General features: G+C 70.6%; 26 protein-coding genes. 14 read left to right on the top strand and 12 right to left on the bottom strand.

The window, feature by feature from the left end:
• Window positions 1–98: 98 nt before the first annotated feature.
• From ACYVF3_RS22760 to ACYVF3_RS22745, 4 genes are all read right to left on the bottom strand, one after another.
• The gene (locus tag ACYVF3_RS22760; protein ID WP_461156274.1) at window positions 99–938 is read right to left on the bottom strand and encodes a carbohydrate ABC transporter permease; all 840 of its coding nucleotides are present in this window, start codon (window positions 936–938) and stop codon (window positions 99–101) included.
• Window positions 931–1,902, bottom strand: coding sequence for a carbohydrate ABC transporter permease (locus ACYVF3_RS22755; protein WP_461156273.1), 972 nt, complete (start codon window positions 1,900–1,902; stop codon window positions 931–933). The genes ACYVF3_RS22760 and ACYVF3_RS22755 overlap by 8 nt, the downstream gene beginning before the upstream one ends.
• Complete coding sequence (locus tag ACYVF3_RS22750) at window positions 1,899–3,206, bottom strand: ABC transporter substrate-binding protein (RefSeq protein ID WP_461156272.1); 1,308 nt, start codon at window positions 3,204–3,206, stop codon at window positions 1,899–1,901. Before ACYVF3_RS22750 ends, ACYVF3_RS22755 begins: the two co-directional genes overlap by 4 nt.
• A gap of 146 nt (window positions 3,207–3,352) precedes the next feature.
• Complete coding sequence (locus ACYVF3_RS22745; protein WP_461156271.1) at window positions 3,353–4,369, bottom strand: LacI family DNA-binding transcriptional regulator; 1,017 nt, start codon at window positions 4,367–4,369, stop codon at window positions 3,353–3,355.
• Window positions 4,370–4,683: 314 nt separating this feature from the next.
• Between ACYVF3_RS22745 and ACYVF3_RS22740 the strand changes: the two genes are divergently transcribed.
• Together ACYVF3_RS22740 and ACYVF3_RS22735 are read left to right on the top strand one after the other, a co-directional pair.
• Window positions 4,684–5,436: an SDR family NAD(P)-dependent oxidoreductase gene (locus ACYVF3_RS22740; RefSeq protein ID WP_461156270.1), complete on the top strand. Its 753-nt coding sequence runs from the start codon at window positions 4,684–4,686 to the stop codon at window positions 5,434–5,436.
• 26 nt (window positions 5,437–5,462) lie between these two features.
• Window positions 5,463–6,404 carry an aldo/keto reductase gene (locus tag ACYVF3_RS22735; protein WP_461156269.1) on the top strand — a complete coding sequence of 314 codons (942 nt, stop codon included), beginning with the start codon at window positions 5,463–5,465 and terminating at the stop codon, window positions 6,402–6,404.
• Here the strand turns inward: ACYVF3_RS22735 and ACYVF3_RS22730 are convergent.
• Window positions 6,391–7,329, bottom strand: coding sequence for an NADP-dependent oxidoreductase (locus ACYVF3_RS22730; protein WP_461156268.1), 939 nt, complete (start codon window positions 7,327–7,329; stop codon window positions 6,391–6,393). The genes ACYVF3_RS22735 and ACYVF3_RS22730 overlap by 14 nt on opposite strands.
• A gap of 96 nt (window positions 7,330–7,425) precedes the next feature.
• On the opposite strand from ACYVF3_RS22730, the gene ACYVF3_RS22725 reads away from it, so the two are divergent.
• Complete coding sequence (locus tag ACYVF3_RS22725) at window positions 7,426–8,250, top strand: PhzF family phenazine biosynthesis protein (RefSeq protein WP_461156267.1); 825 nt, start codon at window positions 7,426–7,428, stop codon at window positions 8,248–8,250.
• Window positions 8,251–8,368: 118 nt separating this feature from the next.
• The gene (locus ACYVF3_RS22720; protein ID WP_461156266.1) at window positions 8,369–8,953 is read left to right on the top strand and encodes a hypothetical protein; all 585 of its coding nucleotides are present in this window, start codon (window positions 8,369–8,371) and stop codon (window positions 8,951–8,953) included.
• 30 nt (window positions 8,954–8,983) lie between these two features.
• On the opposite strand, the gene ACYVF3_RS22715 is transcribed toward ACYVF3_RS22720, so the two are convergent.
• On the bottom strand, window positions 8,984–9,760 hold the full coding sequence (locus ACYVF3_RS22715; protein ID WP_461156265.1) for a TetR/AcrR family transcriptional regulator C-terminal domain-containing protein: 777 nt from the start codon (window positions 9,758–9,760) through the stop codon (window positions 8,984–8,986).
• Between the two features lie 66 nt (window positions 9,761–9,826).
• On the opposite strand from ACYVF3_RS22715, the gene ACYVF3_RS22710 reads away from it, so the two are divergent.
• Both ACYVF3_RS22710 and ACYVF3_RS22705 read left to right on the top strand, forming a co-directional pair.
• Window positions 9,827–10,204, top strand: coding sequence for a VOC family protein (locus ACYVF3_RS22710; protein WP_461156264.1), 378 nt, complete (start codon window positions 9,827–9,829; stop codon window positions 10,202–10,204).
• A 95-nt stretch (window positions 10,205–10,299) separates the two neighbouring features.
• Window positions 10,300–11,094 (top strand): SDR family NAD(P)-dependent oxidoreductase, encoded by a 795-nt coding sequence (locus ACYVF3_RS22705; protein WP_461156263.1) that lies wholly within the window; start codon window positions 10,300–10,302, stop codon window positions 11,092–11,094.
• A gap of 15 nt (window positions 11,095–11,109) precedes the next feature.
• On the opposite strand, the gene ACYVF3_RS22700 is transcribed toward ACYVF3_RS22705, so the two are convergent.
• From ACYVF3_RS22700 to ACYVF3_RS22690, 3 genes are all read right to left on the bottom strand, one after another.
• A complete protein-coding gene (locus ACYVF3_RS22700; protein WP_461156262.1) occupies window positions 11,110–11,877 on the bottom strand; it encodes an IclR family transcriptional regulator in 768 nt (255 codons plus the stop codon).
• On the bottom strand, window positions 11,877–13,109 hold the full coding sequence (locus tag ACYVF3_RS22695; protein WP_461156261.1) for a D-arabinono-1,4-lactone oxidase: 1,233 nt from the start codon (window positions 13,107–13,109) through the stop codon (window positions 11,877–11,879). The genes ACYVF3_RS22700 and ACYVF3_RS22695 overlap by 1 nt, the downstream gene beginning before the upstream one ends.
• Window positions 13,110–13,175: 66 nt before the next feature.
• Window positions 13,176–13,727: an NADPH-dependent FMN reductase gene (locus ACYVF3_RS22690; protein WP_461156260.1), complete on the bottom strand. Its 552-nt coding sequence runs from the start codon at window positions 13,725–13,727 to the stop codon at window positions 13,176–13,178.
• Window positions 13,728–13,844: 117 nt separating this feature from the next.
• Here ACYVF3_RS22690 and ACYVF3_RS22685 point away from each other — a divergent pair, with 117 nt between their 5' ends.
• The 4 genes from ACYVF3_RS22685 to ACYVF3_RS22670 all read left to right on the top strand — a co-directional run bounded on the left by ACYVF3_RS22685 (window position 13,845) and on the right by ACYVF3_RS22670 (window position 17,501).
• Entirely contained in the window at window positions 13,845–14,504 is a 660-nt protein-coding gene (locus tag ACYVF3_RS22685; protein WP_461156259.1) for a TetR/AcrR family transcriptional regulator, read from the top strand.
• A gap of 139 nt (window positions 14,505–14,643) precedes the next feature.
• Complete coding sequence (locus tag ACYVF3_RS22680) at window positions 14,644–15,651, top strand: TRAP transporter substrate-binding protein (protein WP_461156258.1); 1,008 nt, start codon at window positions 14,644–14,646, stop codon at window positions 15,649–15,651.
• A gap of 9 nt (window positions 15,652–15,660) precedes the next feature.
• Window positions 15,661–16,194 (top strand): TRAP transporter small permease, encoded by a 534-nt coding sequence (locus ACYVF3_RS22675; protein WP_461156257.1) that lies wholly within the window; start codon window positions 15,661–15,663, stop codon window positions 16,192–16,194.
• Complete coding sequence (locus tag ACYVF3_RS22670) at window positions 16,191–17,501, top strand: TRAP transporter large permease (protein WP_461156256.1); 1,311 nt, start codon at window positions 16,191–16,193, stop codon at window positions 17,499–17,501. The genes ACYVF3_RS22675 and ACYVF3_RS22670 overlap by 4 nt, the downstream gene beginning before the upstream one ends.
• Before the next feature lie 121 nt (window positions 17,502–17,622).
• Here the strand turns inward: ACYVF3_RS22670 and ACYVF3_RS22665 are convergent, their stop codons facing one another.
• A complete protein-coding gene (locus ACYVF3_RS22665) occupies window positions 17,623–19,089 on the bottom strand; it encodes a CoA transferase (RefSeq protein ID WP_461156255.1) in 1,467 nt (488 codons plus the stop codon).
• 41 nt (window positions 19,090–19,130) lie between these two features.
• A complete protein-coding gene (locus ACYVF3_RS22660; protein WP_461156254.1) occupies window positions 19,131–19,751 on the bottom strand; it encodes a TetR/AcrR family transcriptional regulator in 621 nt (206 codons plus the stop codon).
• Between the two features lie 94 nt (window positions 19,752–19,845).
• Between ACYVF3_RS22660 and ACYVF3_RS22655 the strand changes: the two genes are divergently transcribed.
• From ACYVF3_RS22655 to ACYVF3_RS22645, 3 genes are all read left to right on the top strand, one after another.
• Window positions 19,846–20,655: an oxygenase MpaB family protein gene (locus ACYVF3_RS22655; RefSeq protein WP_461156253.1), complete on the top strand. Its 810-nt coding sequence runs from the start codon at window positions 19,846–19,848 to the stop codon at window positions 20,653–20,655.
• A gap of 108 nt (window positions 20,656–20,763) precedes the next feature.
• Window positions 20,764–22,122: a serine hydrolase domain-containing protein gene (locus tag ACYVF3_RS22650; protein WP_461156252.1), complete on the top strand. Its 1,359-nt coding sequence runs from the start codon at window positions 20,764–20,766 to the stop codon at window positions 22,120–22,122.
• Between the two features lie 190 nt (window positions 22,123–22,312).
• Window positions 22,313–24,232, top strand: coding sequence for a primary-amine oxidase (locus ACYVF3_RS22645; protein ID WP_461156251.1), 1,920 nt, complete (start codon window positions 22,313–22,315; stop codon window positions 24,230–24,232).
• A 9-nt stretch (window positions 24,233–24,241) separates the two neighbouring features.
• Here ACYVF3_RS22645 and ACYVF3_RS22640 read toward each other — a convergent pair whose 3' ends face one another.
• Window positions 24,242–24,451: a DUF2277 domain-containing protein gene (locus tag ACYVF3_RS22640; RefSeq protein WP_132674176.1), complete on the bottom strand. Its 210-nt coding sequence runs from the start codon at window positions 24,449–24,451 to the stop codon at window positions 24,242–24,244.
• A gap of 75 nt (window positions 24,452–24,526) precedes the next feature.
• On the opposite strand from ACYVF3_RS22640, the gene ACYVF3_RS22635 reads away from it, so the two are divergent.
• The gene (locus ACYVF3_RS22635; protein ID WP_461156250.1) at window positions 24,527–25,315 is read left to right on the top strand and encodes an MBL fold metallo-hydrolase; all 789 of its coding nucleotides are present in this window, start codon (window positions 24,527–24,529) and stop codon (window positions 25,313–25,315) included.

Here is a 25,315-nt window from a genome sequence, read left to right as displayed (position 1 = left end):
CATGAGGAACCTTTCGCAGTGGTGGAACCTGCACGGCGTGCGACACCGCGAGGTGCGTCGGAGACCGGTCGCGGATCAGCGGTCCGCGACCGGCCGCGTCACTTGACGGCGCCGGCTGTCAGCCCCTGCGCGAGGTAGCGCTGCAACGCCAGGAACCCGATGACCACCGGGATGCTGACCACCAGGGAAGCGGCCATCACCTCGTTCCAGTACACCGAGGTCTCGGTGGAGTACTCGCGCAGCCCGACCGCCAGCGTTCGCGAGTCGGAGTCGGTCATGATCGACGCGAAGAGCGTTTCGCCCCAGGCCGTCATGAACGCGTAGATGCCGACCGCGGCGATGCCCGGGCGCGCCGCGGGCAGCACGACCCGCCACAGCGCGCCCAGCGGGCTGGCACCGTCGATCAGCGCGGCCTCGTCGAGATCGCGCGGGATGGTGTCGAAGTAGCCGACCATCATCCAGATCGCGAACGGCAGGGAGAAGGTGAGGTAGGTGACGATCAGCCCGAGGTGGCTGCCGTAGAGCTCGATCCCCGTGTAGCGGCCGATCGTGGCGTAGATCAGGTACAGCGGCAGCAGGAACAGGATGCCCGGGAACATCTGCGTGGACAGCACCACGATCCGGAAGCCGTCTCGCCCCCGGAACCGGTACCGGCTCACCGCGTAGGCCGCCAGGATCGCCAGCGCCAGCGACACCAGCGCTGCTCCCAGCGCCACGATCGCGCTGTTGATGAAGTAGTCGGCCAGGTCGATCGTGGACCACATGTCCACGAAGGGCTCGAAGGTGAGCTCCTCGGGGATCCACTGGAACCGGTCTCGCACGGATCCCAGCGGTTTCAGCGCCGAGGTCACCATCACGTACAGCGGCACCAGGGTGAACAGCGTCAGCAGCGTCAGGCCCACGACCCGCAGGACGCGGAACCACCTCGGCTCAGGCATCCTTCATCCTCCGCGATGTGAAGGCCAGGTACCCGGCCGTGACGACCAGCAGGAACAGCAGCAGCAACGTCGACATCGCCGAACCGAGACCGAAGTTCCAGGTGATGAACGAGTTGTTGTAGATGTGGATCGACAGCAGGTTCGCCGCGTTCGGCACCGACTTGTCGAACAGGATGTAGGGGACGTTGAAGTCGTTGAACGTCCACAGGAACAGCACCAGCACCAGCACCTGGTTGACCGGGCGCAGCATCGGCAGCGTGATCGAGCGGAACTGCTGCCACAGCCCGGCGCCGTCCACGGTGGCCGATTCGTAGACGTCGTGCGGGATCGACTGCATGCCCGCCATCAGGACCAGGAACGCGAACGGCCACAACCGCCACGTCGCCGTCGCGACCGTCGCCAGGAACGCGTTGTCGCCCAGCAGCCAGAACGTCTCGCCGTCGGTGAGCCCCAGCCCGCCCAGCGTCGCGTTGAGCATGCCGTCGTCCTGGTCCAGCAGGAACTTCCAGACCATCGCAGCGGTGTAGACCGGTAGCGCGTAGGGCACCAGGAACAGCGTGCGCAGCACCGCGCGGCCCCGGAACGACCGCTGCAGCAGGGTCGCCGCGAAGACGCCGAGCAGCCAGGAGAGCCCGACCGTGAGGATCGAGAAACCGGCCGTCACCGCGAACGAGCGCAGCAGCGTGACGCCGACCGCGCTGTCGAAGTCCAGCGCGAACCGGAAGTTGGCCAGTCCGGCCAGCGGTGCGTTCAACCAGTCCCGCAGGTAGAACTGGGTCAGCTCCAGCACGCTCATGTACAGGCCGCCGAGCATCGGCAGCAGGTGCACCAGCAGCTCGAAGCACAGGGCCGGGGCCACCAGGAGGTAGGGCAGGAGCTTGCGGCTCGGCGTCCACTTGCGTCGCGGCGGAGCCGGAGGTGGCGCCGTAGGCCGGGCGGGGGAAGGGGCAGCGGTACTGGTCATCCTCCGGTACCTCGCATCTTCTGCTCGGCGTCGGCCAGCGCCGCCCGCACGTCGTCGGTGGTGACCTCGCGGCCCGTGGCGATCTCGGCGAACAGGTCGCGCATCGCCGACCCCACCGTGGTCTCAAAGTGCGCCTCGGTGGGGATCATCGGCGCGGGCTCGGAGTAGTTGGCCAGCACGTCGGAGAAGACCTCGTCGCGCTCGGTGTGGAACGCGGGATCGTCGTAGGCGTCGGTGACCACCGGCAGCGTCCCGTACTTCTTGTTCAGCGAGGCCTGGATGTCCTTGCTGGTCAGGAATTCCACGAGCTCCAGAGCCTGCTCGCGCTTGGGGCTGTCGGCGAACACCGCGACGTTGGAGCCCGCCACGTGGCTCAGCGCGGGCGTCCCGCCGGGTGGCAGCGGGTCGGGCGCGGGAAGCCGCACCACGCCGTAGGCGTCGGAGGACATCCCGTTGTCCTCCAGCGTGGGGATCACGCTGTTCTGCGCGATGAGCATCGCGGCGTTGCCGTCGGTGAAGTCCTCTGCGGCGCTGGAGGTGTTGCCCTCCTCGGCGTCGCTGGGGCTGACCACCTCGTGCCTCGACATCAGGTCCAGGTAGCGCTCGACGGCGGTCACCGCACCGGGGGAGTCGAACTCGGGCCCGTTCTCGGTGATCAGGTCGACGCCCTCCCACCGCGCGAACATGAAGGCGAAGTGCGAGTTCTCGGTGTAGCTGGCGCCGGGGAGGGTCAGTCCCCAGCGGTTGCGGGCGGGATCGGTGAGCCGCTGGGCCGCCTCGGTGAACTCGTCCCAGGTGCGGGGTGGCGCCAGGCCGGCTTCGGCGAAGAGCTTCTTGTTGTAGAACACGCCGTAGCTCAGCCCGTACAGCGGCAGCGAGGTCGGGACCTGGCCGGCCATGCCCGTCGAGGACATGCTGCTGTCCAGGAACCGCTCCCGGCCGCCGAAGCGCTGCATCATGGCGTCGTCGAACGGCACGAAAGCGCCGGTGGCCTGCAGCGACGCGGCCCAGGTGTTGCCCAGGTTCACCACGTCGGGCCCGACCCCGGAGGTCGCCGCGCCCAGGATCCGGTTCAGCAGATCGGACCAGCCGATGACCTCGACGTTCACCTCGATGCCCGTTTGGGCGGTGAACTGCGCCAGTTCGTCGTGCAGGATCTCCATGTCCTGCTCGGCGCTCTTGCCCTGGTTGCTGGCCCAGTAGGTGATCGTGTTCGGGTCGTCGGCCGAGCCGGCGCATGCCGTCAGCGTCCCGGCGAGCAGGGTCGCGATCAGCGACACCGCCGCGAGTGAGCGTTTGATCACGAAACGACTCCTCGGCCTCGTCGGACCCGTCGTTGGGCCCGCCGCTCAAACTAGGGACTTAACCGGTTAAGCAGAAGAGTCGGGCGTTTCGGCGTGACCGATTCGTTACTCGTGGTGTTCGCGGGCTGCTCCGGTCGGCGCAGCCGTCACCCGGAGGCCGCGGCCGTGCTCTCGCGCGCGATCAGCTTCCTGGGCTGCAGTCGGGAGTCGTCGGCGATGCCGGTCTCGATGAGCTCCAGCAACATCAGCGCCGCGCTCGCCGCCGCCGCGCCCACGTCGTGCGAGAACGCGGTGATGGCGGGGCGAACCACCCGGCACAGCATCGAGTCGTCCCACGCCAGGACCGAGAGCTCCCCGGGAACCCGCACTCCGAGCTCCTCCGCCCGGGCCACCGAGGCCACCGCCATCACGTCGTTGTCGAAGATGACCGCGGTCGGCGGATCGGGCGCGTCCAGCAGCCGCGCGGTGGCGGCCACGCCTCCGCTCTCCGTGTAGTCGCCGTGGTCGCGCACCAGCGTCACCCCGGGGAACTCCGCCGCCGCCCGGCGCAGTTCGCGCTTCCGGCGGGCCGTGTGCCGCAACTCCTCCGGGCCCTGCACGTGCCCGATCCGGCGGTGGCCCAAGCCGGCCAGGTGACCGATCGCGCTGTCGGCGATGTCGTGCTCGTCGACCCACAGCACCGGGATCCCGGCCATCGGCCGCTCGGTCCCGAAGAACACCGCCGGAACCCGCAACTCCCGCAGCAGAGCGGGTCTCGGGTCCTGCACGCGCAGATCCGTCAGCAGCACCCCGTCGACCCGGCGTTCCGCCCACCACCGGCGGTAGGTCTCCAGCTCCGTGGCCGGATCGGAGGCCAGCGCCAGCTGCAGCGAGAACCCGTGCGCCGAGAGGGTCTGCTCTAGACCGGCGACCACCTGCATGAAGAACGGCTCGGTGCGCAGCACCTCCGGCGACCGCGCGAGCACCACGCCCACGGTGGCGGCCCGGTCGCTGGACAAGGCCCGCGCGGCGCTGCTCGCCCGCCAGCCGAGTTCCGCGGCCACGTCGAGGATCCGGTCGCGCGTCTCGGGCGACACTCCGCCGCGACCGTTCAACGCGTAGGAGACGGCGGCTTTGGACACGCCCACCTCGCGCGCGATGTCGATGATCGTCGGTCGCTTCACGCGCCGCAGTATGCAGGTCCGCACGCGTGCGACGCGAAAACGGGCTCCGCGCCCGCTGATCCGGGCAGGGGCAGCGGTAGCATCCGATCCACCCGATCGCCGACTTCCCGACGGGACGACGCCATGGCCGATTCCGACACGCCGCCCGCCTCCACGGACTTCCCGTGGTTCGAGCGAACCCGGGTCTTCGTCGTGGAAGGCGAGGTGCTCGCTTCCGCCCACCGACCGGCGGAGCCCGACGAGGATCGCTTGTTGCCGCACCGTTCGACCTGCTAGAGCTCGAAGCAGGATCGGGGCGAGCGGAGGGCTGACCGGTGAGCGCAGGGCATTTCGAGGGGCTGGCGGCGGTGGTCACCGGGGGAGGTGCCGGCATCGGGCTGGCCGTGGCGCGGACGCTGGCGGGCCGCGGAGCGACGGTCGCGGCGCTGGACCTGGATCCGGCCGCGGTCCCGGACGGGATCCTCGGGATCAAGTGCGATGTCACCGATGAGGACGCGGTGCGCGAGGCGGTGGAGCGGGCCGTCGAGAGGTGCGGTCACCTGGACGTGCTGGTCAACAACGCGGGCATCGGCGCGCAAGGCACGGTGGAGACCAACTCCTACGACGAGTGGCGACGGGTCTTCGACGTCAACGTCCTGGGCATCGTGCGCACGACTCGGGCCGCGCTGCCGCACCTGCGGAAGTCGCGGTCGGCCTCGATCGTGAACACCTGCTCCATCGCCGCGACCGCGGGTCTGCCCGACCGCGCGGCCTACAGCGCGAGCAAGGGCGCGGTGCTGTCGTTGACGCAGGCGATGGCCGCCGACCACCTCGCCGAGGGGATCCGGGTCAACTGCGTGAACCCGGGAACCGCCGACACGCCGTGGGTTCGACGACTGCTGGCGTCCGCGCCCGATCCGGACGCGGAGCTGTCCGCGCTCAACGCCCGCCAGCCTTCGGGGCGACTCGTCTCGGCCGACGAGGTGGCCGCGGCGATCGCCTACCTGGCCGGTCCTGCGGCCGGGGCCACCACTGGCACGTCGCTGGCCGTGGACGGCGGCATGCAGGGCCTCCGGTTGCGCAAGTGACAGCCCTGGGTGGATCCGGTGTGCGGGTGAGCGCACTGGGATTCGGCGGCGCGGTGATCGGGAACCTCTACCGCGCGGTGCCGGAGGACGTGGCTTCGCAGGCGGTGGCGGAGGCCTGGGACGCGGGGATCCGCTACTTCGACACCGCACCCCACTACGGGCTCGGGCTGGCGGAGCGACGGCTCGGGGAAGCGCTCGCAGGGCGTCCCCGGCACGAGTTCTCGGTGTCGACGAAGGTCGGTAGGATGCTCGACCCGATCGCGAACCCGGCCGGCAAGCGCGACGTCGAAGGCGGTTTCGACGTCCTGGCGGACTTCGCGCGGCGCTGGGACTTCAGCGCCGACGGCGTCCGGCGCTCCCTGGAGTCCAGCGTGGACAGGATGGGTCTCGACCGGGTCGACCTGGTGCTGCTGCATGACCCGGACGAGCACTGGCAGCAGGTCCTCGACGAGGCGTACCCGGCGCTGCACGCCCTGCGCGAGCAGGGCGTCGTCGGCGCGATCGGCGTCGGCATGAACCAGTGGCCGATGCTGCGCCGCTTCGTGACCGACACGGATCTCGACGCCGTGATGCTCGCCGGGCGGTACACGCTGCTGGACGACTCCGGCGAGCCGCTGCTGGCGGAGTGCGCGCGACGTGGTGTGCCGGTGCTGGCGGCGGGAGTGTTCAACGGCGGGTTGCTGGCCACCGACGACCCGGCGGGCAACGCGGTCTACGACTACCGCCCGGCCTCGCCGGAGCTGGTGGCCGAAGCGCAGCGGGTGGGGGAGATCTGCCACGCCCACGGTGTCGCGCTGCCGCAGGCGGCGATCGCCCACGCCGCGCGGCACCCGGCCGTGGCCTCGGTGGTGCTCGGAGCCCGCACGCCGCAGGAGGTCCGCCGCAACGCCGAGCTGTTCCGCGCACCGGTGCCGAACGCCCTGTGGGCCGATCTGGCGGACGGGGACCGGCCGGTCAGAAGAGGATGACGAGCCGGCCGCGGGTGCCGCCGGCTTCGAGCCGCCGGTGGGTCTCGGCGCCCTGCTCGGGCGGGTAGGTGTCGGCCACGCGCAAGGTCACCGCGCCGTCCTCGACCTGCCGGCGCAGCCGGTCGAGCTCGCCGCGCTCCTCGCGATAGTCGGCGACGAGCACCGGGTAGTACCGGATGCCGCGCTCGGCCTCCGCCGTGAAGAAGCGGACGGTGGCGATGCCTCCGCCGTCGCGCACCGCCGGCTCGACCTTGTCGTTGAGCACCGCCGCGTCCACGACGGCGTCGACTCCCTCCGGTGCGATCTCGCGGATGCGGGTGGCGACGTCGTCGCCGCGCTCGACGATCTCGTCGGCGCCGAGGGCGGCCACCAGGTCGCGGTCGCTCGCCTTGGCGTCGGCGATGACCCGGAGACCGTCGGCCTTGGCGAGCTGGATGACGTAGCCGCCGAGGGCCCCGGCGGCACCGGTCACGGCGAGCAGGCTTCCGGGCGGGAGGGCCAGCTGGTCGAGGGCGAGCCGCGCCGTGAGCCCGTTCATCGGCAGCGTCGACGCGGCGGCGTGACCGGCGCCGGACGGCGCGCGGGCGACCGACTCCGCGGGCAGCACGAGGCTCTCGGAGTACGCGCCGTGCCCGCCGGACGGGATGACGATGGCCATCACGTCGTCGCCGACCCGCAGATCGGTGTCGGTGCCCTCGCCGATCTCGTCGACGACACCGGCGGCGTCCATGCCCGGCACGTAGGGCGGCGCGTGCTCGCGGTAGCGGCCGGGCATCCAGCCCGCGCGGCCTGCGGTGTCGGTCGGGTTGACCGCCGCCGCCCGCACCCGGACCCGCACCTCTCCGGGACCGGCGTGCCGCTCCGGCACCTCGTGGACGTTCAGGACCTCCGGACCGCCGAACTCGGCGAAACCCACCACGCGCATGGTGATCACAACCCGCAGCGGTCGCTCGCTATTCCCGAGGTGCCCGCTCGGGTGGCGTCGCGGCGATCGGGCCCGGTCCGGTTATGGTCATGCCCCATGCGGAAGTTTCAGCAGGTGGACGTCTTCACCGACACCCCTTACTACGGCAACCCGGTCGCGGTGGTGCTCGACGCGGAGGGCCTCTCGGACGAGGAGATGCAGCGCTTCGCCGCGTGGACGAACCTGTCGGAGACGACCTTCGTGCTCCCTCCGGTCGCCGACGGTGCCGACTACCGGGTGCGGATCTTCACACCGTCCTCCGAGCTCCCGTTCGCGGGCCACCCGACGCTGGGGACCTGCCACGCGTGGCAGGCGGTTCACGGTGAGCGCGACACGACGGTCCAGGAGTGCGAAGCCGGTCTCGTGACCGTGCGGCGCACGGGCGAGGGGCTGGCGTTCGCCGCTCCGCCGCTGCTGCGCTCCGGGCCGGTGGAACCGGACCTGCTGCGGCGCATCGCAACGGCGCTGGGCGTCGGGCTCGACGAGATCGTCGACGCGCAGTGGGCGGACAACGGGCCAGGCTGGGTCGCCGTGCTGCTCGCCGACGCCGACGCGGTGCTCGCGCTGGACCCGGGTTTCCGGGATGCGCTGCACATCGGTGTCGCCGGCCCGCATCCCGAGGGCGGTCCGGCCCGCTACGAGGTCCGCGCGTTCGCGCCTCTGGGCGGGGGTGGCTGCGTCGAGGACCCGGTCACCGGCAGCCTCAACGCCTCCCTCGCACAATGGTTGCTGGGTTCCGGCCGGACGACGGCCCCCTACACCGCGCGGCAGGGAACGGCCCTCGGCCGCGCGGGTCAGGTCCGCATCGATACCGACGAGCAGGACCGGATCTGGGTCGGAGGCAGCACCGTCACCTGCATCGAGGGCACCGTGGTCATCTGAAACCCGAGCCGGGCTGAGCCGTCCGAGTGGGCGCAGCGCTGTTCGGCTGACACCTCGGCGTTGCCCTGCGATGCTGCGTCGTATCGCGGGACATGAGGAACTTCGGGGCAGATCAGCGATGACCGGGCTGGGCATCGGGGTGCTCGTGGCTGTGCTGGCCGCGGGCCTCTCGGTGTGGTGGTGGGTGGCGCGCCCCGGTGAGCAGCGGCGGGAGGTCTCGCCCGCCGAGCTGGTCGACGTCGCGCCGCCCGCCGTGCCGGGTCTTCGGCCCGGCGGGACGGTGGACCCCGGCCGGTTGTCCTCGGACTGGGGCGCGCAGCAGCAGGCGACCGCCAGCTGGCAGAGCGGTGAGAGCGTCGAGATCGATCGCACCGTGCGCCGCTACGCCGCGCCGCGGTGGGCGGACTGGGCGTTCGGCCGCGTCGATCCGCGCGGTGACGAGCGGTTCGACGACACCCCGCAGCGGTTCCCGGACCGCGCACCGGCCGGTGCCGACGAGGCGCGGTACGTGTGCGGTGAGATCACCGGCAGGCCAGGATCGTGCGACACCTGGTGGGTCGACCTGCGTTACGGGCAGTACCTGGTGCAGGTGCAGGGCACCGGCGTGCCCGGCGCCGACCAGGAGATCCCGCCCTGGCTCGATCAGGAGGTCGCGCGCATCGAGGCGCAGTTCGCGGCCGTTGTTCCCCTCGCGCAGCGGTAGCGTCGCACACCGAAAGCCGGTTCGTCAGCGTCACTTTCGCGGTGTCCGGCCTTCGATCAGGACGGCGAGGCCGTCGATGATGCGGTGCAGGCCGAATTCGTATGCGTGCTGGGGGTTGTGCGCGGCCTGGAGCTCGGTGCCCGCGGCCGAACCGATGCGGGCCGCGTGGGGGTATTCGTCGGGGTCGAAGACCTCCGCCAGCAGCGGTTCGTTGGCGCGCCACCACTGCTCGTCGGTGGTGGCGCTGTCGTGCTGCGCCGCAGCGGCCTGGGCGGCGGCGAGCTCGGCGGAGTGGACGAAGTCGAGCACCAGCGTGAGCGCGGAGTCGATGCGCACGTCGTCCAGCCCGACGTCGAGGAACGCCCCCAGCTCGTGCTCGTACTTGGCCATCAGGCCAGGACCCAGGGGAGGGCGGCTCGTGGAGACCCGCAACGCCCAGGGATGCCGCTGGTAGAGCGCTCGGTTCTGCGCCGCGACCGCCTCGACGCGCTCCCGCCACGGCAGGCCCTCCAGCGGTTCTCGCGGCATCCGCTGGTAGATGCCGTCGAGCATCAGGTCCAGCAGCTCGGCCTTGCCGGGGACGTAGGTGTACATCGACATCGTGGACACCTCGAGCCGCTCGGCGACCCGGCGCATCGTCACCGCCGCGAGGCCGTCGGCGTCGGCCAGCGCGATCGCGGCGTCCACGACCTGATCGATGCTCAGCCCCTTGCGCGGGCCGCGCTGCGGGGCCCGCTCGCCGAGCTTGTGCCGCCACAGCAGTGCGAGGGTCTTGCCGGGGTCTCCGGCGCTGCTGCGCTCAACCACCACGAACCACCTCCGTACCATGTACAGTGTACGTGGTACGGGAAAATGCGCAGAAGGGGGTTCGGGATGCGGATCAAGGCTGCGGCGGTGTCGCTGAACGTTGAGGACGTGGCGGCTTCCAGCCGGTTCCTGGTGGAGCACTTCGGTTTCGACGAGGCGATGGCCGCCGACGGCTTCGCCTCGCTGAACAGGCAGGACTCCGGGGTCAACGTGGTGTTCCTGCGGCGCGGCCTGGCATCGCTGCCCGAGGACCAGCGCGACGACCACGCCGCCGGGTTGATCCTGGCGTTCGAGGTCGACGACCTGGAGGGTGAGCTCGCGCGGCTGCAGGCGGAAGGGGTCGCGATCACCATGCCGCTCACCTCCGAGGAATGGGGCGAACGGGCCTTTCAGGTCCGCGACCCCAACGGCGTGATCGTCCAACTCGTCGACTGGAACGGCTGAGCCGCGCCCTCGGGCACAGAGGTCGTTCCAGTGCTCGTCCCGCCGGGTGCGGAGCGGGAGGGCGTCGAGGGCGGGCGCGGCATATCCTCGCGGGCATGCAGCTAGATCTTTCGGGGCGCACCGCGCTGATCACCGGTTCCACGCAGGGGATCGGGTACTCCATCGCTCAGGGGCTGGCCCGCGCCGGAGCCCGGGTCGCCATCAACGGGCGCACTCCGGAGCGGGTCGAGGAGGCCGTGCGTCAGCTCCAGCAGGACGTTCCCGGCGCGGACGCAGTCGCGGCGGCGGCCGACGTCACCAGCGAGTCCGGTACCGCAGACCTGGCCCGGGCGCTGCCGCAGGTCGACGTGCTGATCAACAACCTCGGCATCTTCGGCGCCCAGCCCGCGATGGAGATCACCGACGACGACTGGCGCCGCTACTTCGAGGTCAACGTGCTCTCCGCGTTGCGCCTCACCCGGGCCTACCTGCCGGGGATGACGAGTGCGGGGTGGGGCCGCGTCCAGTACATCGCCAGCGACTCGGCGGTGGTCATCCCGGCCGAGATGATCCACTACGGGATGTCGAAGACCGCGCTGCTCGCGGCCTCGCGCGGGTTCGCCAAGGAGGCCGCGGGAACCGGGGTGACCGTGAACTCGGTGATCGCCGGGCCGACGCACACCGGTGGTGTGGAGAAGTTCGTCTACGAGCTCGTCGACCCGTCTTTGCCGTGGGACCAGGCGCAGCGCCAATTCATGCTCGAACACCGGCCGCAGTCGCTGCTGCAGCGGCTCATCGAGCCGGAGGAGATCGCGAACATGGTGGTTTACCTCAGCTCGCCGCTGGCCTCGGCGACCACGGGTGCGGCGGTGCGCGTCGACGGCGGTTACGTGGACTCGATCCTGCCCTGATGGCCGTTGCCGGGCTCAGGGTTCGGCGAGCGCACGCGAGATGGCCCGTCCGGCGGCGCGCACGAGTGAGCTGAGCGAGTTCGAGGTGGAACCGCCGTGCCGCACGACCAGCGAGACCGCGGCGACGACCTCGCCGCGGTGGTCGTGCACCGGCGCGGCCACCGACAGCGCGTCGTCGGTGACCTGCCGGTCGCTGACCGAGTACCCGCACGCGCGGGTCTCGGCCAGCATCCGGCGCAGCACCGCCGGATCGGTCACGGTCAGGTCGGTGAAGCGCGGGATCGCCTCGCCGAGGACGTCGTCCTGGATCTCGCGGGGCGCGTGCGCCAGCAGCACCAGCCCGACGCCCGTCGCGGTCATCGCGAACCGCCCGCCCACGCGGGTGCGCACCGGAACGGCTCCGCTGCCCGCGATGCGTTCGACGAAGACCACCTCGCTGCCCTCGCGAATCGCCAGTTGCACGTTCTCCCTGGTCACCGCGGAGAGGTCTTCCATTGTGGGCAGTGCGCGCTCGCGCAGCCCGAGACCGCGCGGTGCCAGCGCGGCCAGTTCCCACAACCGCAGGCCGACCCGGTAGGTGCCGTCCTCGCCGCGTTCCAGGGCGCCCCAGGCCACGAGGTCGCCGAGCATCCGGTAGGCGGTCGACGTCGGAAGTCCCGCCCTGCGGGCGAGTTCGCTGAGCGACAGCGCCGTGCGTTCCGGAGAGAAGGCGTCGAGCAGGTGCAGCGTGCGGCGCACCACCGGGCCGGTCGCTCCGGCCGGACGTCCTCGCCGCTCGGCCATCACAGCCCGATCGTGCGTCTGAGGAATGCGTTCCCGAACTTGCCTGACGGGTCGAAGCGGCGTGCGAGCGAGCGGAAGTCGGCCAGCTTCGGGTACAGCAGGTCCAGGTCGGCGGGCTCGGTGGTGAACAGCTTGCCCCAGTGCGGGCGGCCGCCGAACGGTTCCAGCGCCGCTTCGATGTCCGGCAGCAGCCGCTGCACCGACTGCTGCTGCGGATGCCAGGTGAAGTGGAAGGCCACCGAATCGGAGGCGTGCGCGGGGCTCAGCCACAGGTCGTCGGCGGCGATGGTGCGCACCTCGCCGATGTGCAGCAGCGGAGCCATCTTGTCGGCGAGCGGGTGCAGCGCCGCCAGTGCCGAGGCGCCGTGCTCAGCGGGCACGAAGTACTCGCTCTGCAGCTCGTCACCGTGGCTCGGCGTGAAACCGGGCTTGAAGTGCGGCAACCGCTCGTGCGACGCGCCCGCGACGCCCAGCTGCTCGGTGAGGTTGTCGATCGCGCTGCCGCGCAGCATGTGGGTGGTCGTCGCGGCCGGGTGGGTGCCGCGCGGTGGGGCCGGAACGTCCACGGCCACGCGAGATTTCGCCCAGACCTGCACGACATCGTCGAAGTCGGTGAACACGCTGACGCTGTAGGCCGACGAGGTGATCGCCGCGAAGTCGTTCAGCAGCGAATCCCAGTCCAGGCCGAGGTGCACGGTCGTGGCGACGTCGAAGGCCGGTTGGATCCGCAGTCCGACGCGGGTCACGATGCCCAGCGCGCCGAGATGCACCACGGCGCCGGGGAATTCGGGGTCTTCGGGGCGCAGGCGGACCAGTTCGCCGTCGGCGCGGACGAGGTCCAGCCCGGCCACCGCAGCGCTGAGCGAACCGTTGCGCACGCCGGAACCGTGGGTGCCGGTCGCGGTCGCCCCGGCGATGGTGATGTGGGGCAGCGAAGCCAAGTTGTGCAATGCGTGACCGGAAGCGGCCAGGTGCGCGGCGAGTTCGCCGTAGCGCATGCCCGCCGGAACCCAGGCGACCTCACCGTCGATGTCGACGTCGCGGGGCAGCGCGTCCAGCGAGAGGTGATCCGCCGTGGTGTCGGCGATGTCGTTGAAGCAATGTCGCGAGCCCAGCGCCTTGATCCGCTCGGTCTCGGAGACGATCCGCCGCACTTCGTCGACGCTCGAAGGTCGGTGCGTCCGCTGCGCGCGGTAGGTGAGGTTCTTCGCCCAGTTCGTCGTGCCGGCCACGCGAAGACGTTAACCCGCGAGGGCCCGGCAGCGGTACGGCCTGCGGCCGGACCGCCCCAGGAGGCCTCAGGCGGAGATGTTCGCGGTGAGCTTGCCCAGCGCCGTCCTGAGCTGCTCGACGACCTCCGGGTCGTCGGCCGGGTGGGTCTCGGCGAAGCGGGTCATGGAGCCGGGGATGCTCAGCTTGATCTCGTCGACGACCGAGGCGCCTGCGATGCCCGCGGACTTGCGGGTCTCGTCTTGCGCCCAGACCCCGCCGTACTGGCCGAAGGCGGTGCCGATGACGGCGGTGGGCTTGTCGGACAGCGCGCCCGCGCCGAACGGGCGGGACAGCCAGTCGATCGCGTTCTTCAGCACGGCGGGGATGGTGCCGTTGTACTCGGGCGAGAACAGCAGGAACGCGTCGGACGAACCGGCGACCTCGCGCAGCCGGGTGGCGGCTGCGGGCACGTCGGCCTCGGTGTCGATGTCCTCGTTGTAGAAGGGCAGGTCGCCGAGACCGTCGAAGATCACGATCTCTGCGTCGCTGGGGGCGAGGTCGCGCGCGGCCTCGGCGAGCTGGCGGTTGTGCGAACCGGAGCGGAGGCTGCCGACGAGCGCGAGGATCTTGACGGACATTGGTATCTCTCCAGTTGAGGAGTACGGTGAAGGACAAGCGGACCGTGGTCCGGATCCATTTCTACCACGCAAGCGGACTGCGGTCCAGATAGAGGTGGGAGGCGTTACGCTGTGCGCATGGGTGCTGGCATGCCGCCGATCGAGCCGACCGGAGACGTCTTGCGCGGACCGGCCGAGCTGGACGTGACGGTCTCGGACGGAAGCCGTCGACCGCGCGCCGACGCCGTCCGCAACCGGGCCAAGCTGCTCGACGCCGCGGCCCGCCTGATGAACGGCGGCTGCGGTGCGGCGAACCTGACCATGGACGCCGTCGCCGCCGAGGCCGAAGTCGGCAAGGGCACGGTGTTCCGCCGCTTCGGCGACCGCAACGGACTGCTGCTGGCCCTGCTCGACCACGTCGAGCAGCGACTGCAGGAGGCGTTCCTGTCCGGGCCGCCCCCGCTGGGTCCCGGGGCGCCGGCCATCGAGCGGCTGCGCGCCTTCGGTCCCGCCGTGATGCGCCACGAGCTCGACAACATGGACCTCTACCTGGCCGCGCAGCCACCCGTGGAACGCCGTTGCCAGGTGCCCGCGCGCGGCCTGCGCCGCAGCCACCTGGCGATCCTGCTCCGCCAGAGCGAGGCCACCACCGACATCGAGCTCGCCGCCGAGACGCTGCTGGCCTCGCTCGACACGGCCCTGCTGCACCACCTGGTGGAGCAGCGCGGCTTCAGCCGGTCCCGGCTCGACGCAGGCTGGCAGGACCTGGTGACCAGGCTCGCGACACCCCTGCCGTGATCTTCCGCTGAACGGGAAGCCCGATTTGGCGAATCGGTGTTCGCGGTGCGAACCTCCGGCGGCTCAAGCGTGAAGGGAGTCCGCCGGTGCACGACCCGGGATTCGAGTTGCCGCCCCCAGGGTTCCGCGGGAGTCCGCGATGAGCGCACTGCCCAGGCGCACCTTCCTCGCCGCGGCCGGGCTGGGCGCGCTCGCCGGGGTCGCGGGCTGCGCGCCGGGCGCGCACCGGCCGGTCGCCGCCACCTACCTGACCACCTCCTACGACGACCTGTACCCGGGCGTGGAGATGTTCCTCGGGAAGGCGCGCGAACTCGGCGGATTCGACTTCGACGTGTTCCCCTCCGGGCAGCTGCTCGGAGCCGAGGAGCTCGTCCCCGGCATGTTGCACGGCGTCGCCGACGTGGTCGTGCAGACCAGCTCCTACGTGTCCTCCAGCTTCCCGATCCTCGGCGCGCTCGAACTCCCCTTCACCGCTCACGACTTCGGGCGCTACCTGCGCGCGTGCGACCCCGAGAGCGGTGCGTCGCGGCTGATCAACGAGGAGCTCGGCAGGCAGAACATGCGCGTGCTCGGCGGGATGGCCACCGGGTTCGAATACCTCTGGACCATCGACAAGCCGATTCGCACCCCCGAGGACGTGCGGGGACTGCGGATGCGCGTCGCCGGTGAGATCGAGGGCGAAACCGTCAAGGCGCTGGGCGGTGCGCCGGTGTTCCTCGGTTCGGCCGAGCTCTACCAAGCCCTGGAACGCGGGACGATCGACGGGATGATGAGCTACCTGGGCACCGTGGTCTCCCGCGACCTGCAGGAGATCCTGCGCTACGGCACCGCCGCTCACTTCGGGGCGTACACGGTGGACGCCTACTGCCGCAGCGACTGGTACGACTCGCTCGCCGGGCAGCAGCGCCACGCCCTGGACGAAGCCGGGCGGGTGCTCTTCCACGACGGGACCGCGAAGCTCATCGACGTGCACGAGCACGACTACCTGCCCGCGGTGCGCGCGGCCGGGGTGGAGCTGATCGAGCTCGACGAAGCGCAGCAGAGGCCGTTCCAGGACGCGGCGTCGGCCGTGCACCAGCGATGGCGCGACCTGCTCGGCGACCCGATCGCCGCGCAGCGGGCGCTCGACCTGATCCGCGAAGCCTGAGGAGCGCTGATGCTCGACCACCTCCGCCGCCTCGTGCTGATCGGAACCCGGTCGCTGGCCGTGCTCGCCATGATCACGACCGGGCTGATGATGCTGTCGATCAGCTACGACGTCATCGCCCGCTACGCCTTCCGGGCGCCGACGGACTGGGCCTACCCGCTCAACTCCAGCGCCGTGCTGGCCGTGACCGTGCTGGCGATACCGCACCTGTACGCCACCGGGCACCACATCTCGATGGACCTGGTGCACCGGTCGCTGCCGCCGAAGCTGCGGCGGGTCGCCGACGCGGTGACCGCGCTCGCCGCCGCGCTGCTCGGACTGGTGCTGGCGGTGACCGGCTTCCAGTCCGTGCTGGTGTCCTACGGCCACGGACTCACCGGCTCCGGGACCTTCAGCGTTCCACTGTGGATACCGGACCTGATCCTCTGCGCCTCCGGCGCGTTCCTGCTGCTGGTCGCGGTGCTCTTCCCGCCGCACGCGGAGCCGGAGCTCGCCGCGACCGCTGCGGGCGCCGACCCCGCGCAGGACGGAGCGAACGCGTGATCCTCTCCCACGGACTGGTCGTCGCGCTGGCGGTCCTCCTGCTGCTGGTGCTCATCGCGATGCGCACGCCGATCTTCATCGCCCTGTCGGTGTCGGGCATCGCCGGTCTGCTGTGCCTCTCGGGGCCGGACGGCCTCAAGCTCGTCCCGCTGGCCATGGGCGCTCAGCTGCAGGAGTACGCGCTGGTGGCCGCGCCGCTCTACATCCTGCTCGGCGAAGCCCTGGCCGTGACCGGGCTCGGGCGCGACCTCTTCGGCGCTGCGCACCGCTGGTTCACTCGGGTTCCCGGCGGGCTCGGGTCCTCGGCGATCGCGTCCTCCACGCTGTTCGGCGCGATGTCGGGGGTCAGCATCTCCTCGGTGGCGCTGATCGGGAAGATGGCCGTGCCCGAGATGCTCTCGCGCGGGTACCGGCCCGGCTTCGCGGCCGGCTCGGTGGCCGCTTCCGGTGCGCTGGCCATGCTCATCCCGCCGAGCCTGATGTTCATCCTCTACGCCTCGGTCACCGGTGAGAGCGTCGCCTCGCTGTTCGCCGGTGGCATCGTGCCGGGTCTGCTGCTGGCGACCCTGATGATCGGGTACGTCGTGGTGCGCGCCAAGCTCAACCCCGACAGCGCGCCGCGCGACGGCGAGCGCTTCAGCTGGCGGGAGCGGTGGGCGGCCATCGGCAAGATCACCCCGGCGCTGGTGCTCATCGTGCTGGTGCTCGGCTCGATCTACACCGGCTTCGCCACGCCCACCGAGGCGGCGGCGATCGGAGCCCTGCTGGCGTTCGCGATGACCGGGCTGGTGTACCGGAAGCTGGGATGGCAGAACCTCAAGCTCATCTTCGCCTCCACCGCCACGGTCTCCGCGGCGATGCTGGCGATCGTCGGGTCGGCGTTCGTGTTCACCCAGATGCTCGTCGTGGCGCGGGTTCCCGAGACGCTCACCGACTTCGTGGTGGGTCTGGACGTGCACCCCTACGTCGTGCTGATCGGGATCATGCTGGTGCTGATCCTGCTCGGATGCCTGGTGGACGCGGCGTCCCTGCTGCTGGTGGTGACGCCGATCCTGGTCCCGGCCATCGAGGAGCTCGGCTTCGACCCGCTGTGGTTCGGCGTGCTGCTGGTGGTGAACCTGGAGATGGCGGTGATCACGCCGCCGGTCGGTCTCAACCTCTACACGATGAAGTCGGTGGTCCCGGAGCTCGACCTCGGCGACATCTTCAGGGGGATCGCCCCGTACCTCGCGATCGAGTTCGCCCTGATCCTCCTCATGATCGCCGTACCGGGCACGGCCACCTACCTCCCCAGCCTCATCACCTGACCCGGCCAGTTCTAGGAGTCATCTCCCGACTTCCCAGTTTTAGTCCAAACCGAGCCATGATCATGTCCGAAATGTCGGCTCAGTTTGGACTAAAACTGGGAAATGCCGGGGACGTCTCGGGTCAGAGCCAGGTTGGGCGGGCTGCTCCTCGGGGGAGGAGGACGTGGCGGTAGTGGCCCGGGGTGGCCGTCATGCGGACCTGGTCGGTGACGCCCTGGTAGTGGCCGAGAGGTGTGTCGGCGGTGAAGGTCTCGGGGTCCAGGTAGCGGTGCTGCTCGTCGATCCCGGCGACCTCGGCCGCGTACTGCCGGTCGAAGACGCCGAGGCTGAGGATCCACAGGGCCGCGCGGGTCAGCGAGACGTGGACCCGCCAGCTGCCGCCCTCGGTGGCGCGGCGGGCCAACGCGCTGCTGATCCCCGCGGTCAGCAGCCACGACACGATGTAGTCGTTGACCACCAGGATCGGTGAGAGCTTGGGCCTGGTGCCGTCGCCCTCCAGGTGCATCATCCCGACGAGGCTGCCCGCGGTCTGGTCGAAACCGACGCGGTCGGCCCACGGACCGCTCTCGCCGTTGAGGGTGGTGGTCGCGTGCACGATCCCCGGTCGCAGCTCCGCGGCTTCGGCCGGCGAGAGCCCGAGCTCGCCGAGGTAGCCGGGGCGCCGGTTGGCGTAGAAGACGTCGGCGCCCGCCAGCAGATCGGCAACGGTCTGCCGGTGCGTCCGGGGATCGACCGTCGCCGAGCGCACGCCGACGTTGGCGCTCATGTAGGCGCCCTCGTGCTCGAACTCGCCCGGTCGCCACAGGTTCAGCACGTCGGCGCCGTGCAGCGCCAGCGCGCGACCGGTCCCGGCCCCGGCGATGACGTGCCCCATCCCGAGCGCGCGGATGCCCGAGAGCGGTTGCTCGGCACCGGGTGCGAGCGGTTCGGGTTCGGCGTCGCCGATGCGCTCGATCTCCACCAGCGGCATGCCGGCGAAGTGCTCGGTGTACTGCGGTTCGGCGAGGATCTCCTCGGCGGTGCGCAGCATCGGCATCACCACGCCCGCCTCGACGCCCGCGTCCTCGAGGTCCCGGGCGTTCCACCGGCCAATCGCCGCCGCGACGGCCTGGGAGTCCTCGGGTGCGTTGAGCAGCTTCTGCGCACCGGCCTTGATCTTCGGGTACGGGTTGAGCGGCATCACCCAGCGGTCGTCGGCGGTGGGGTAGAAGCGGAACCCCAAGGCCTGGTTGGATTCCCCGCCACCGGGATATCCGTTGAGCAGCTCCCACTTGCGGTCGTAGAACGGGCACAGCCGGTGCGGTGCGGACCGCAGGTCGACCTCGATGTCCTGGCCCTCGCCGCCGCGCATCCGCCAGAGCCGCGCGATGGCGGCGGACTTGGCGGCCAGCGTGATCGCCGCCGCGCCGCCCAGCCGCAGCGTGCTGGGCACGACCGGGTCGGCGCCCAGGAAGCGGACCTGGCCACCGGTGTCCGAGGGGCTCATCCCGATCCCGGCCAGGACGTCGGTGAACTCGGCGTGCGCGTCGAAGTCGTCGTCGGTGCGGGGTTTGGCCACCGCTGCGGTGATCCGGTCGGTCAGCGTCACAGGTCGCTCCCGTCTGGGACGTGTTCGGACGTTCGGCCCGGTTACTGCGGAAACTGGGAGGTGGCGAGGAAGATCTGGGAGCTCCACTCGACGATCTCGGACTCGGTGGCGTCCAGCTCGCCGTCGAGCCAGGTGGTCAGCGTCTGGGCGAGCCCGCCGACCAGGAACCCCGACAGCAGCTCCAGCCGGGCGCCGCCCTGCACGCCGTAGACCTGGCGCGCTTGCGTGCCGAGCAGCTGGGTGAACAACCGCGTCGACTCGGTCCGCCGGTGCACGAGCGGGGTGCCGGACAGGAACGGCGAGAACAGCAGCCTGCCGCGTCGCGGATCGTCGGCGATCAGCCGCACGATCCTGGCCAGTCCGGTGCGCACCTTCTCCTCGGGTTCCTCCACCGCGGACACGGCGTCGAGAGCGGTGGTGGCGATCTCGTTGACGACGTGGTCGTAGACGGCGGTCGCCAGCTCGTCGCGGTCGGTGAAGCTCTCGTAGAAGTAGCGGTTGGCCAGCCCGGCCTGGCGGCAGACGCCGCGCACGGTCAGCGCCGCGTCGCCGTCGGGGGAGCCGAGCAGTTCCAGCCCGGACTCGATGAACAGGGCGCGACGCTCGGCCTGGCGGTCCGAGCCCGCGACGCCGCCGTAGACGCGCAGAGGAGTGGTGGCCACCGACCCATCTTGACATCTCGGGCGGCTACTCGTCTCATGTATGTGAGAACGAACGTTTCCAAAAATGTCGCCGGGTGGTCGCGGAGGACGTGCGATGCAGCGAAGCAGCAGCGTGGACGATTCGGTCCTGGGCGCCGGCCTGCTGGCCGGTGCGGCGAACGTGATCATGCAGCTCAGCCACCCCGGTGTCGGCCACGGCGTGGTGGAGAGCCGGGTCGACAGCGGCAACCTGTTCAAGCACCCGGTCAAGCGAACCCGCACCACGATCACCTACATCGCCGTCGCCACGCTGGGCTCCGACGAGGAGCGCAAGGCCTACCGGCGCGCGGTCAACAAGCAGCACGCGCAGGTCCGCTCCACCGACGACAGCCCGGTGTCCTACAACGCGTTCGACCCCGAGCTGCAGCTGTGGGTCGCCGCCTGCCTGTACAGGGGCATCGAGGACATCTACCGCCTCTTCGGCGACGTCTCCGATCCCGACCTCGACGAGGTCTACCGGTCTTCCTCCGCGCTCGGCACGACGCTGCAGGTGCGCGAGGAGAACTGGCCGGCCGACCGCGCCGAGTTCGAGCGGTACTGGAACGAGCAGCTCGACAAGGTGCACATCGACGACACCGTGCGCGAATTCCTGCACGACGTGGCGGCGCTGAAGTTCCTGCCCGCGCCGATCAACGCGGTGTTCGGGCCGTTCAACGTGTTCATGACCACCGGGTTCCTGCCGCCGAGGTTCCGCGAGGAGATGCGCCTGGAGTGGACGACGCGCGACCAGGAGCGGTTCGACCGCATCATCTCGGTCGTCTCGGGCGTGCTCGGCGTGACGCCTCGCCCGCTGCGCCGCTTCCCGTTCAACCTGGCGCTGTGGGACCTGCGGACGCGGATGCGGCGCGGAAAGCCGCTGGCCTGAGCGGGATCCGCGAACTCCGCCGAAAATCCCCCCGCCGACAACCGAACCTGCCGGGCTCGACGCCCGTTGGGTGAGAGGACGACGGTGTCGGCGAGGAGAGGACCTGCGATGTCGCTGCGGGGGAAGAGGTTCGTGGTCCTGCTGGCGGTCGTGGCCGCCGCAGCAGGGGGCGCCACCGCCACGGCCCAGCCCGGACGGCCCGAGACCCGGTGCGCCGCTCCGGACGGCGACAGTGCGGCCACCAGGGTTGAACCCGGCGCCGTCGACCTCGACCCGGCGGCCGTCCGCGACGCCCTCACCTACGCCAACACGCACCTGCGCGCCTCGGTGCAGGTCTTCCGGCACGACTGCCTGGTCGGCACCGGCGCCCTCGACCCCGTCACCCAGAACGTCCCGGTCAACGTGTGGAGCTCCACGAAATCGGTCGTCTCGCTGCTCACCGGGATCGCGAGGGATCGAGGGCAGCTCCAGCTCGACGACCCCATCGACCGGTACCTGCCGCAGGGACCCGGCTGGGGCGATGCCGCGCATCGGGCGATCACCGTCCGGCAGCTGCTCACCCAGACCAGCGGGATCCGCCAGGCGATCGCCAGCGAAGCGGCCACCACCGGCACCGACGTCGACATCGCCCGGGAAGCGCTCGCGCAACCGCTGGTGCGCGAACCGGGCAGCGCGTTCGAGTACAGCCAGCGCGGAGTGGACCTGCTGGCCTTCGTCGTCCAGCGCGCCGTCGGACGCGACCTCCAGGAATTCGCGCAGGAGGCGCTGTTCGCGCCGGTCGGCATCGCCGCGCACGACTACGTCTGGCTCCGCGACCGCTCCGGCAACACCTACGGCTACGCACACCTGTTCATCCCGCCCGAGCGGTTCGCCCGGCTCGGCCTGCTGATGGCCCACGACGGTGAGTGGAACGGCACCAGGGTCGTGTCCGCCGACTACGTCTCGCAGCTCCGGCAACCCACCGCCACCAACGGCTGCTACGGCTTCCTGTTCTGGACCAACGCGGGCAAGCCCTGCACGAGCGCGAACGTGCCGCACGCCCAGACCGTGGACCGGCAGATGATCACCAGCGCTCCCGCCGACCTCTACGCGATGGTCGGCGCCTTCCACCAGAACAACTTCGTCATCCCCAGCCTGGGCATCGTGGTGACCTGGACCGGGCTGCTCGGCGACACCGCGCCGAACGCCGCCGGGATCGCCAGTTCGCTGCCCGCCGACCTGTACCACAACTTCTTCCGGATCCTGCTGCGCGGAATCCGCGACCAGCACGTCCCGGACCCGGGTCCGTACCAGAACCCCCCGTTCGACTTCGACTTCAACCCGATCAACTACGCCGATCCGAGGGTGCTGCTCACGGACCTCGCGCCGCACCCGCAGTGCAACGTGCTCGTCTGCGACGGCACGGTTCCGCTCCGCGGCCTGGCCCAGAACGGCGAGGCGGTCCTGGGCTCGGTCCTCGGCCGGTGACCTCGGCCGCTCGGTCAGGGTTGGGGAAGTTTTCATGAAAACTTCCCCAACCCTGACCGGCAGTGCGGGCCTCCGTCCCGGGGCGAAGCGCGGACTCTCTTCGGGGGATCGTCCTCGCTCGCGGCTGCGATCGGCGGCATGCTGGTGATGGCCTGCGCCGCCCGACCGGCGGCCGTTCCGGGGAGGACGCATGACCATCGCCGAGCAGCCCGCCACCGCGACCATCCACCCGCTGGACCCGATGACCGCGCAGGAGGTGACCCGAGTTCGCGAGGTGCTCGACGAGGCCGGGCTGCTCGGCGAGCACGTCCGGTTCACCTTCGTCGCGCTGGAGGAGCCGGACAAGACCGCAGTGCTGGAGCACCGGCCGGGTCAGGAGGTGGACCGCCGGTTCCGGGCGATCCTGCTGGACCTGGCCACCGGTGCCTCGCACGACACCGTCGTCTCCACATCGCGGTCCACCGTGGACCAAGTCCGACGGCTCGACCCCGCGGTCGACGGGCAACCCCCGATCATCGATTCCGAGTTCGAGCTGGTCGAGGAGATCGTCAACGCCGACGAGCGCTGGACCTCCGCCCTGCGCAAGCGCGGGATCGACCCGGCGACGGTGCGCCCCGCACCGCTGTCGGCCGGGGTGTACGACGAGCCGGGGGAGCGGGGCAAGCGGATCATCCGGTCGCTCGGGTTCCAGCAGTTCCACGCGGCCGACCACCCGTGGGCCCACCCGGTCGACGGCCTGTGCGCCTACATCGACCTCACCGGCCGCGAGGTCACCCGGGTCATCGACCACCGCGAGTTCCCGGTCCCGCAGGAATCCGGCAACTACGACGACCCGGAGGTCACCGGCCCGCAGCGCACGAGCCTCAAGCCCATCGAGATCACCCAGCCCGAAGGCCCCAGCTTCACCGTCGAGGGCAACCGGGTGCGCTGGGAGAACTGGGACGTGCGGCTCGGCTTCAACGAGCGCGAGGGCCTCACGCTGCACCAGCTGTCGTTCCACGAGCGGCCCGTGCTGCACCGCGCGTCGATCGCCGAAATGGTGGTTCCCTACGCCGACCCGTCGCCGGTGCGGTTCTGGCAGAACTACTTCGACTGCGGCGAGTACATGTTCGCCCGCTACACCAACTCGCTGGAACTGGGCTGCGACTGCCTGGGCGAGATCCACTACTTCGACGCCGTGGTCGCCGACGACTTCGGGCTCCCGCGCACCATCCGCAACGGGATCTGTTTGCACGAGGAGGACTTCGGGGTGCTGTGGAAGCACACCGACCTGTTCACCGGCTCGCAGGAGACCCGGCGGCAGCGCAGGCTGGTGATCTCGTTCTTCACCACCGTCGGCAACTACGACTACGGCTTCTACTGGTACCTCTACCTGGACGGCACCATCCAGCTGGAGTGCAAGGCCACCGGCATCACCTTCACCTCGGCCTACCCCGAGGAGGGTCACGACCACGCCAGCCAGATCGGGCCGGGCCTGGGAGCTCCGTTCCACCAGCACCTGTTCTGCGCCAGGCTCGACGTGGCGGTGGACGGCCTGCGCAACGCGGTGGACGAGGTGGAGGCCGAGAGCGTCCCGGTCAGCGACATCAACCCGCGCGGAAACGCCTTCCGCGCCAAGCGAACCCGGCTGACCACCGAACGAGAAGGTGCGCGGCTCGCCGACAACGCCAAGGCCCGCACCTGGCACATCGTCAACCCCGAACGGCAGAACCGCTACGGCGGCAACACCTCCTACGTGCTGCACCCCGAGGGGCAGCCGGTCATGCTCGCCGACCAGTCCTCGTCGGTGCACGCCAGGGGAACGTTCGCCACCAAGCACCTGTGGGTCACCCGCTACGACCCGGACCAGCGCTTCCCCGCGGGCGATCTCGTCAACCAGAACCCGGGTGGCGCCGGCCTGCCCGCCTGGACAGCCGAGGATCGCGACATCGACGGAGAGGACATCGTCGTGTGGCACACCTTCGGCCTGACCCACTTCCCCCGGCCCGAGGACTGGCCGATCATGCCGGTGGACCGCGCGGGATTCGCTCTCAGGCCCGTCGGCTTCTTCGACCGGAACCCCACGCTCGACGTCCCGCGCACGACCGGCTCGCACTGCCGGGAGGACTGACGACCGGGCTCACCGGCCTCGGACCTGCAGGGACCCGAGGAGCTTGGCGGTGGCGCGCTCGATCTCGTCCACCGCCTGTTCGAAGCTCTCGGCGTTGTGGGCGGCGGGCGCCCGGAATCCGGAGATCTTGCGGACGTACTGCAGGGCGGCAGCGCGGACGTCGGCGTCGGTGACCTGCTCGGCGTAGGGCGGGCGGAGGGTCTTGATGCTGCGGCACATGCCGCCATCATCCGCCTGTCCCAGGTCGGTGACCAGCGGTAGCGTGGGCCGGTCACCGAATCCTGGGGAGGGAACATGGCTCTGCCGATCTGCGTCACCTGCGGGATGCAGTACGCAGAACCCCGCGAGGACTGCCCGGTGTGCGAGGACGAGCGCCAGTGGGTCCCGCGCGACGGTCAGCAGTGGACCGACCTCGACGCCCTCCGCGCCGAGCACAGCGCGGTGCTCCGCGAGGAGGGCGATGTGCTGGGCATCGGGTGCGAGCCGAAGTTCGCCATCGGCCAGCGCGCGCTGCTGGTGCGCACCGAGCACGGCAACGTGCTCTGGGACTGCGCGGCCTACCTGGACGACGAGATCGTCAGCGCCATCAACGATCTGGGCGGTCTGATCGGCATCGCGATCAGCCACCCGCACTACTACACGACGATGGTCGAGTGGGCCCGCGCCTTCGACGTGCCCGTCCACCTGCACGAAGCCGACCGGCAGTGGGTGGGCCGCCCGGACCCGGCGATCCGGTTCTGGAGCGGCACAACACACGAGATCGTCCCCGGCTTGACGTTGATCAACCTCGGCGTCCACTTCGCGGGCGGTACGGTCCTGCACCGCGCCGCCGGGAGGGGGTCGCTGTTCAGCGGCGACATCGTCCAGGTCATCCCGGACCGCACGCACGTCGGCTTCATGTACAGCTACCCGAACCTCATCCCGGAACGGCCCTCCGTCGTCCAGCGGGCCGCCGAGCTCCTCGACGAACTCACCTTCGACTCCCTCCACGGGGCCTGGTGGGACACCGTGATCCCCACCGGCGCCCACGAGATCGTCCAGCGCTCGGCGACCCGCTACCTGCGCTTCGTGCGCGAGGAGTGA

The sequence above is a fragment of the Saccharopolyspora tripterygii genome (genome assembly GCF_054778355.1).
Note: the sequence above shows the minus strand (reverse complement) of the source record. Positions and strands in the feature narration are given on the sequence as shown.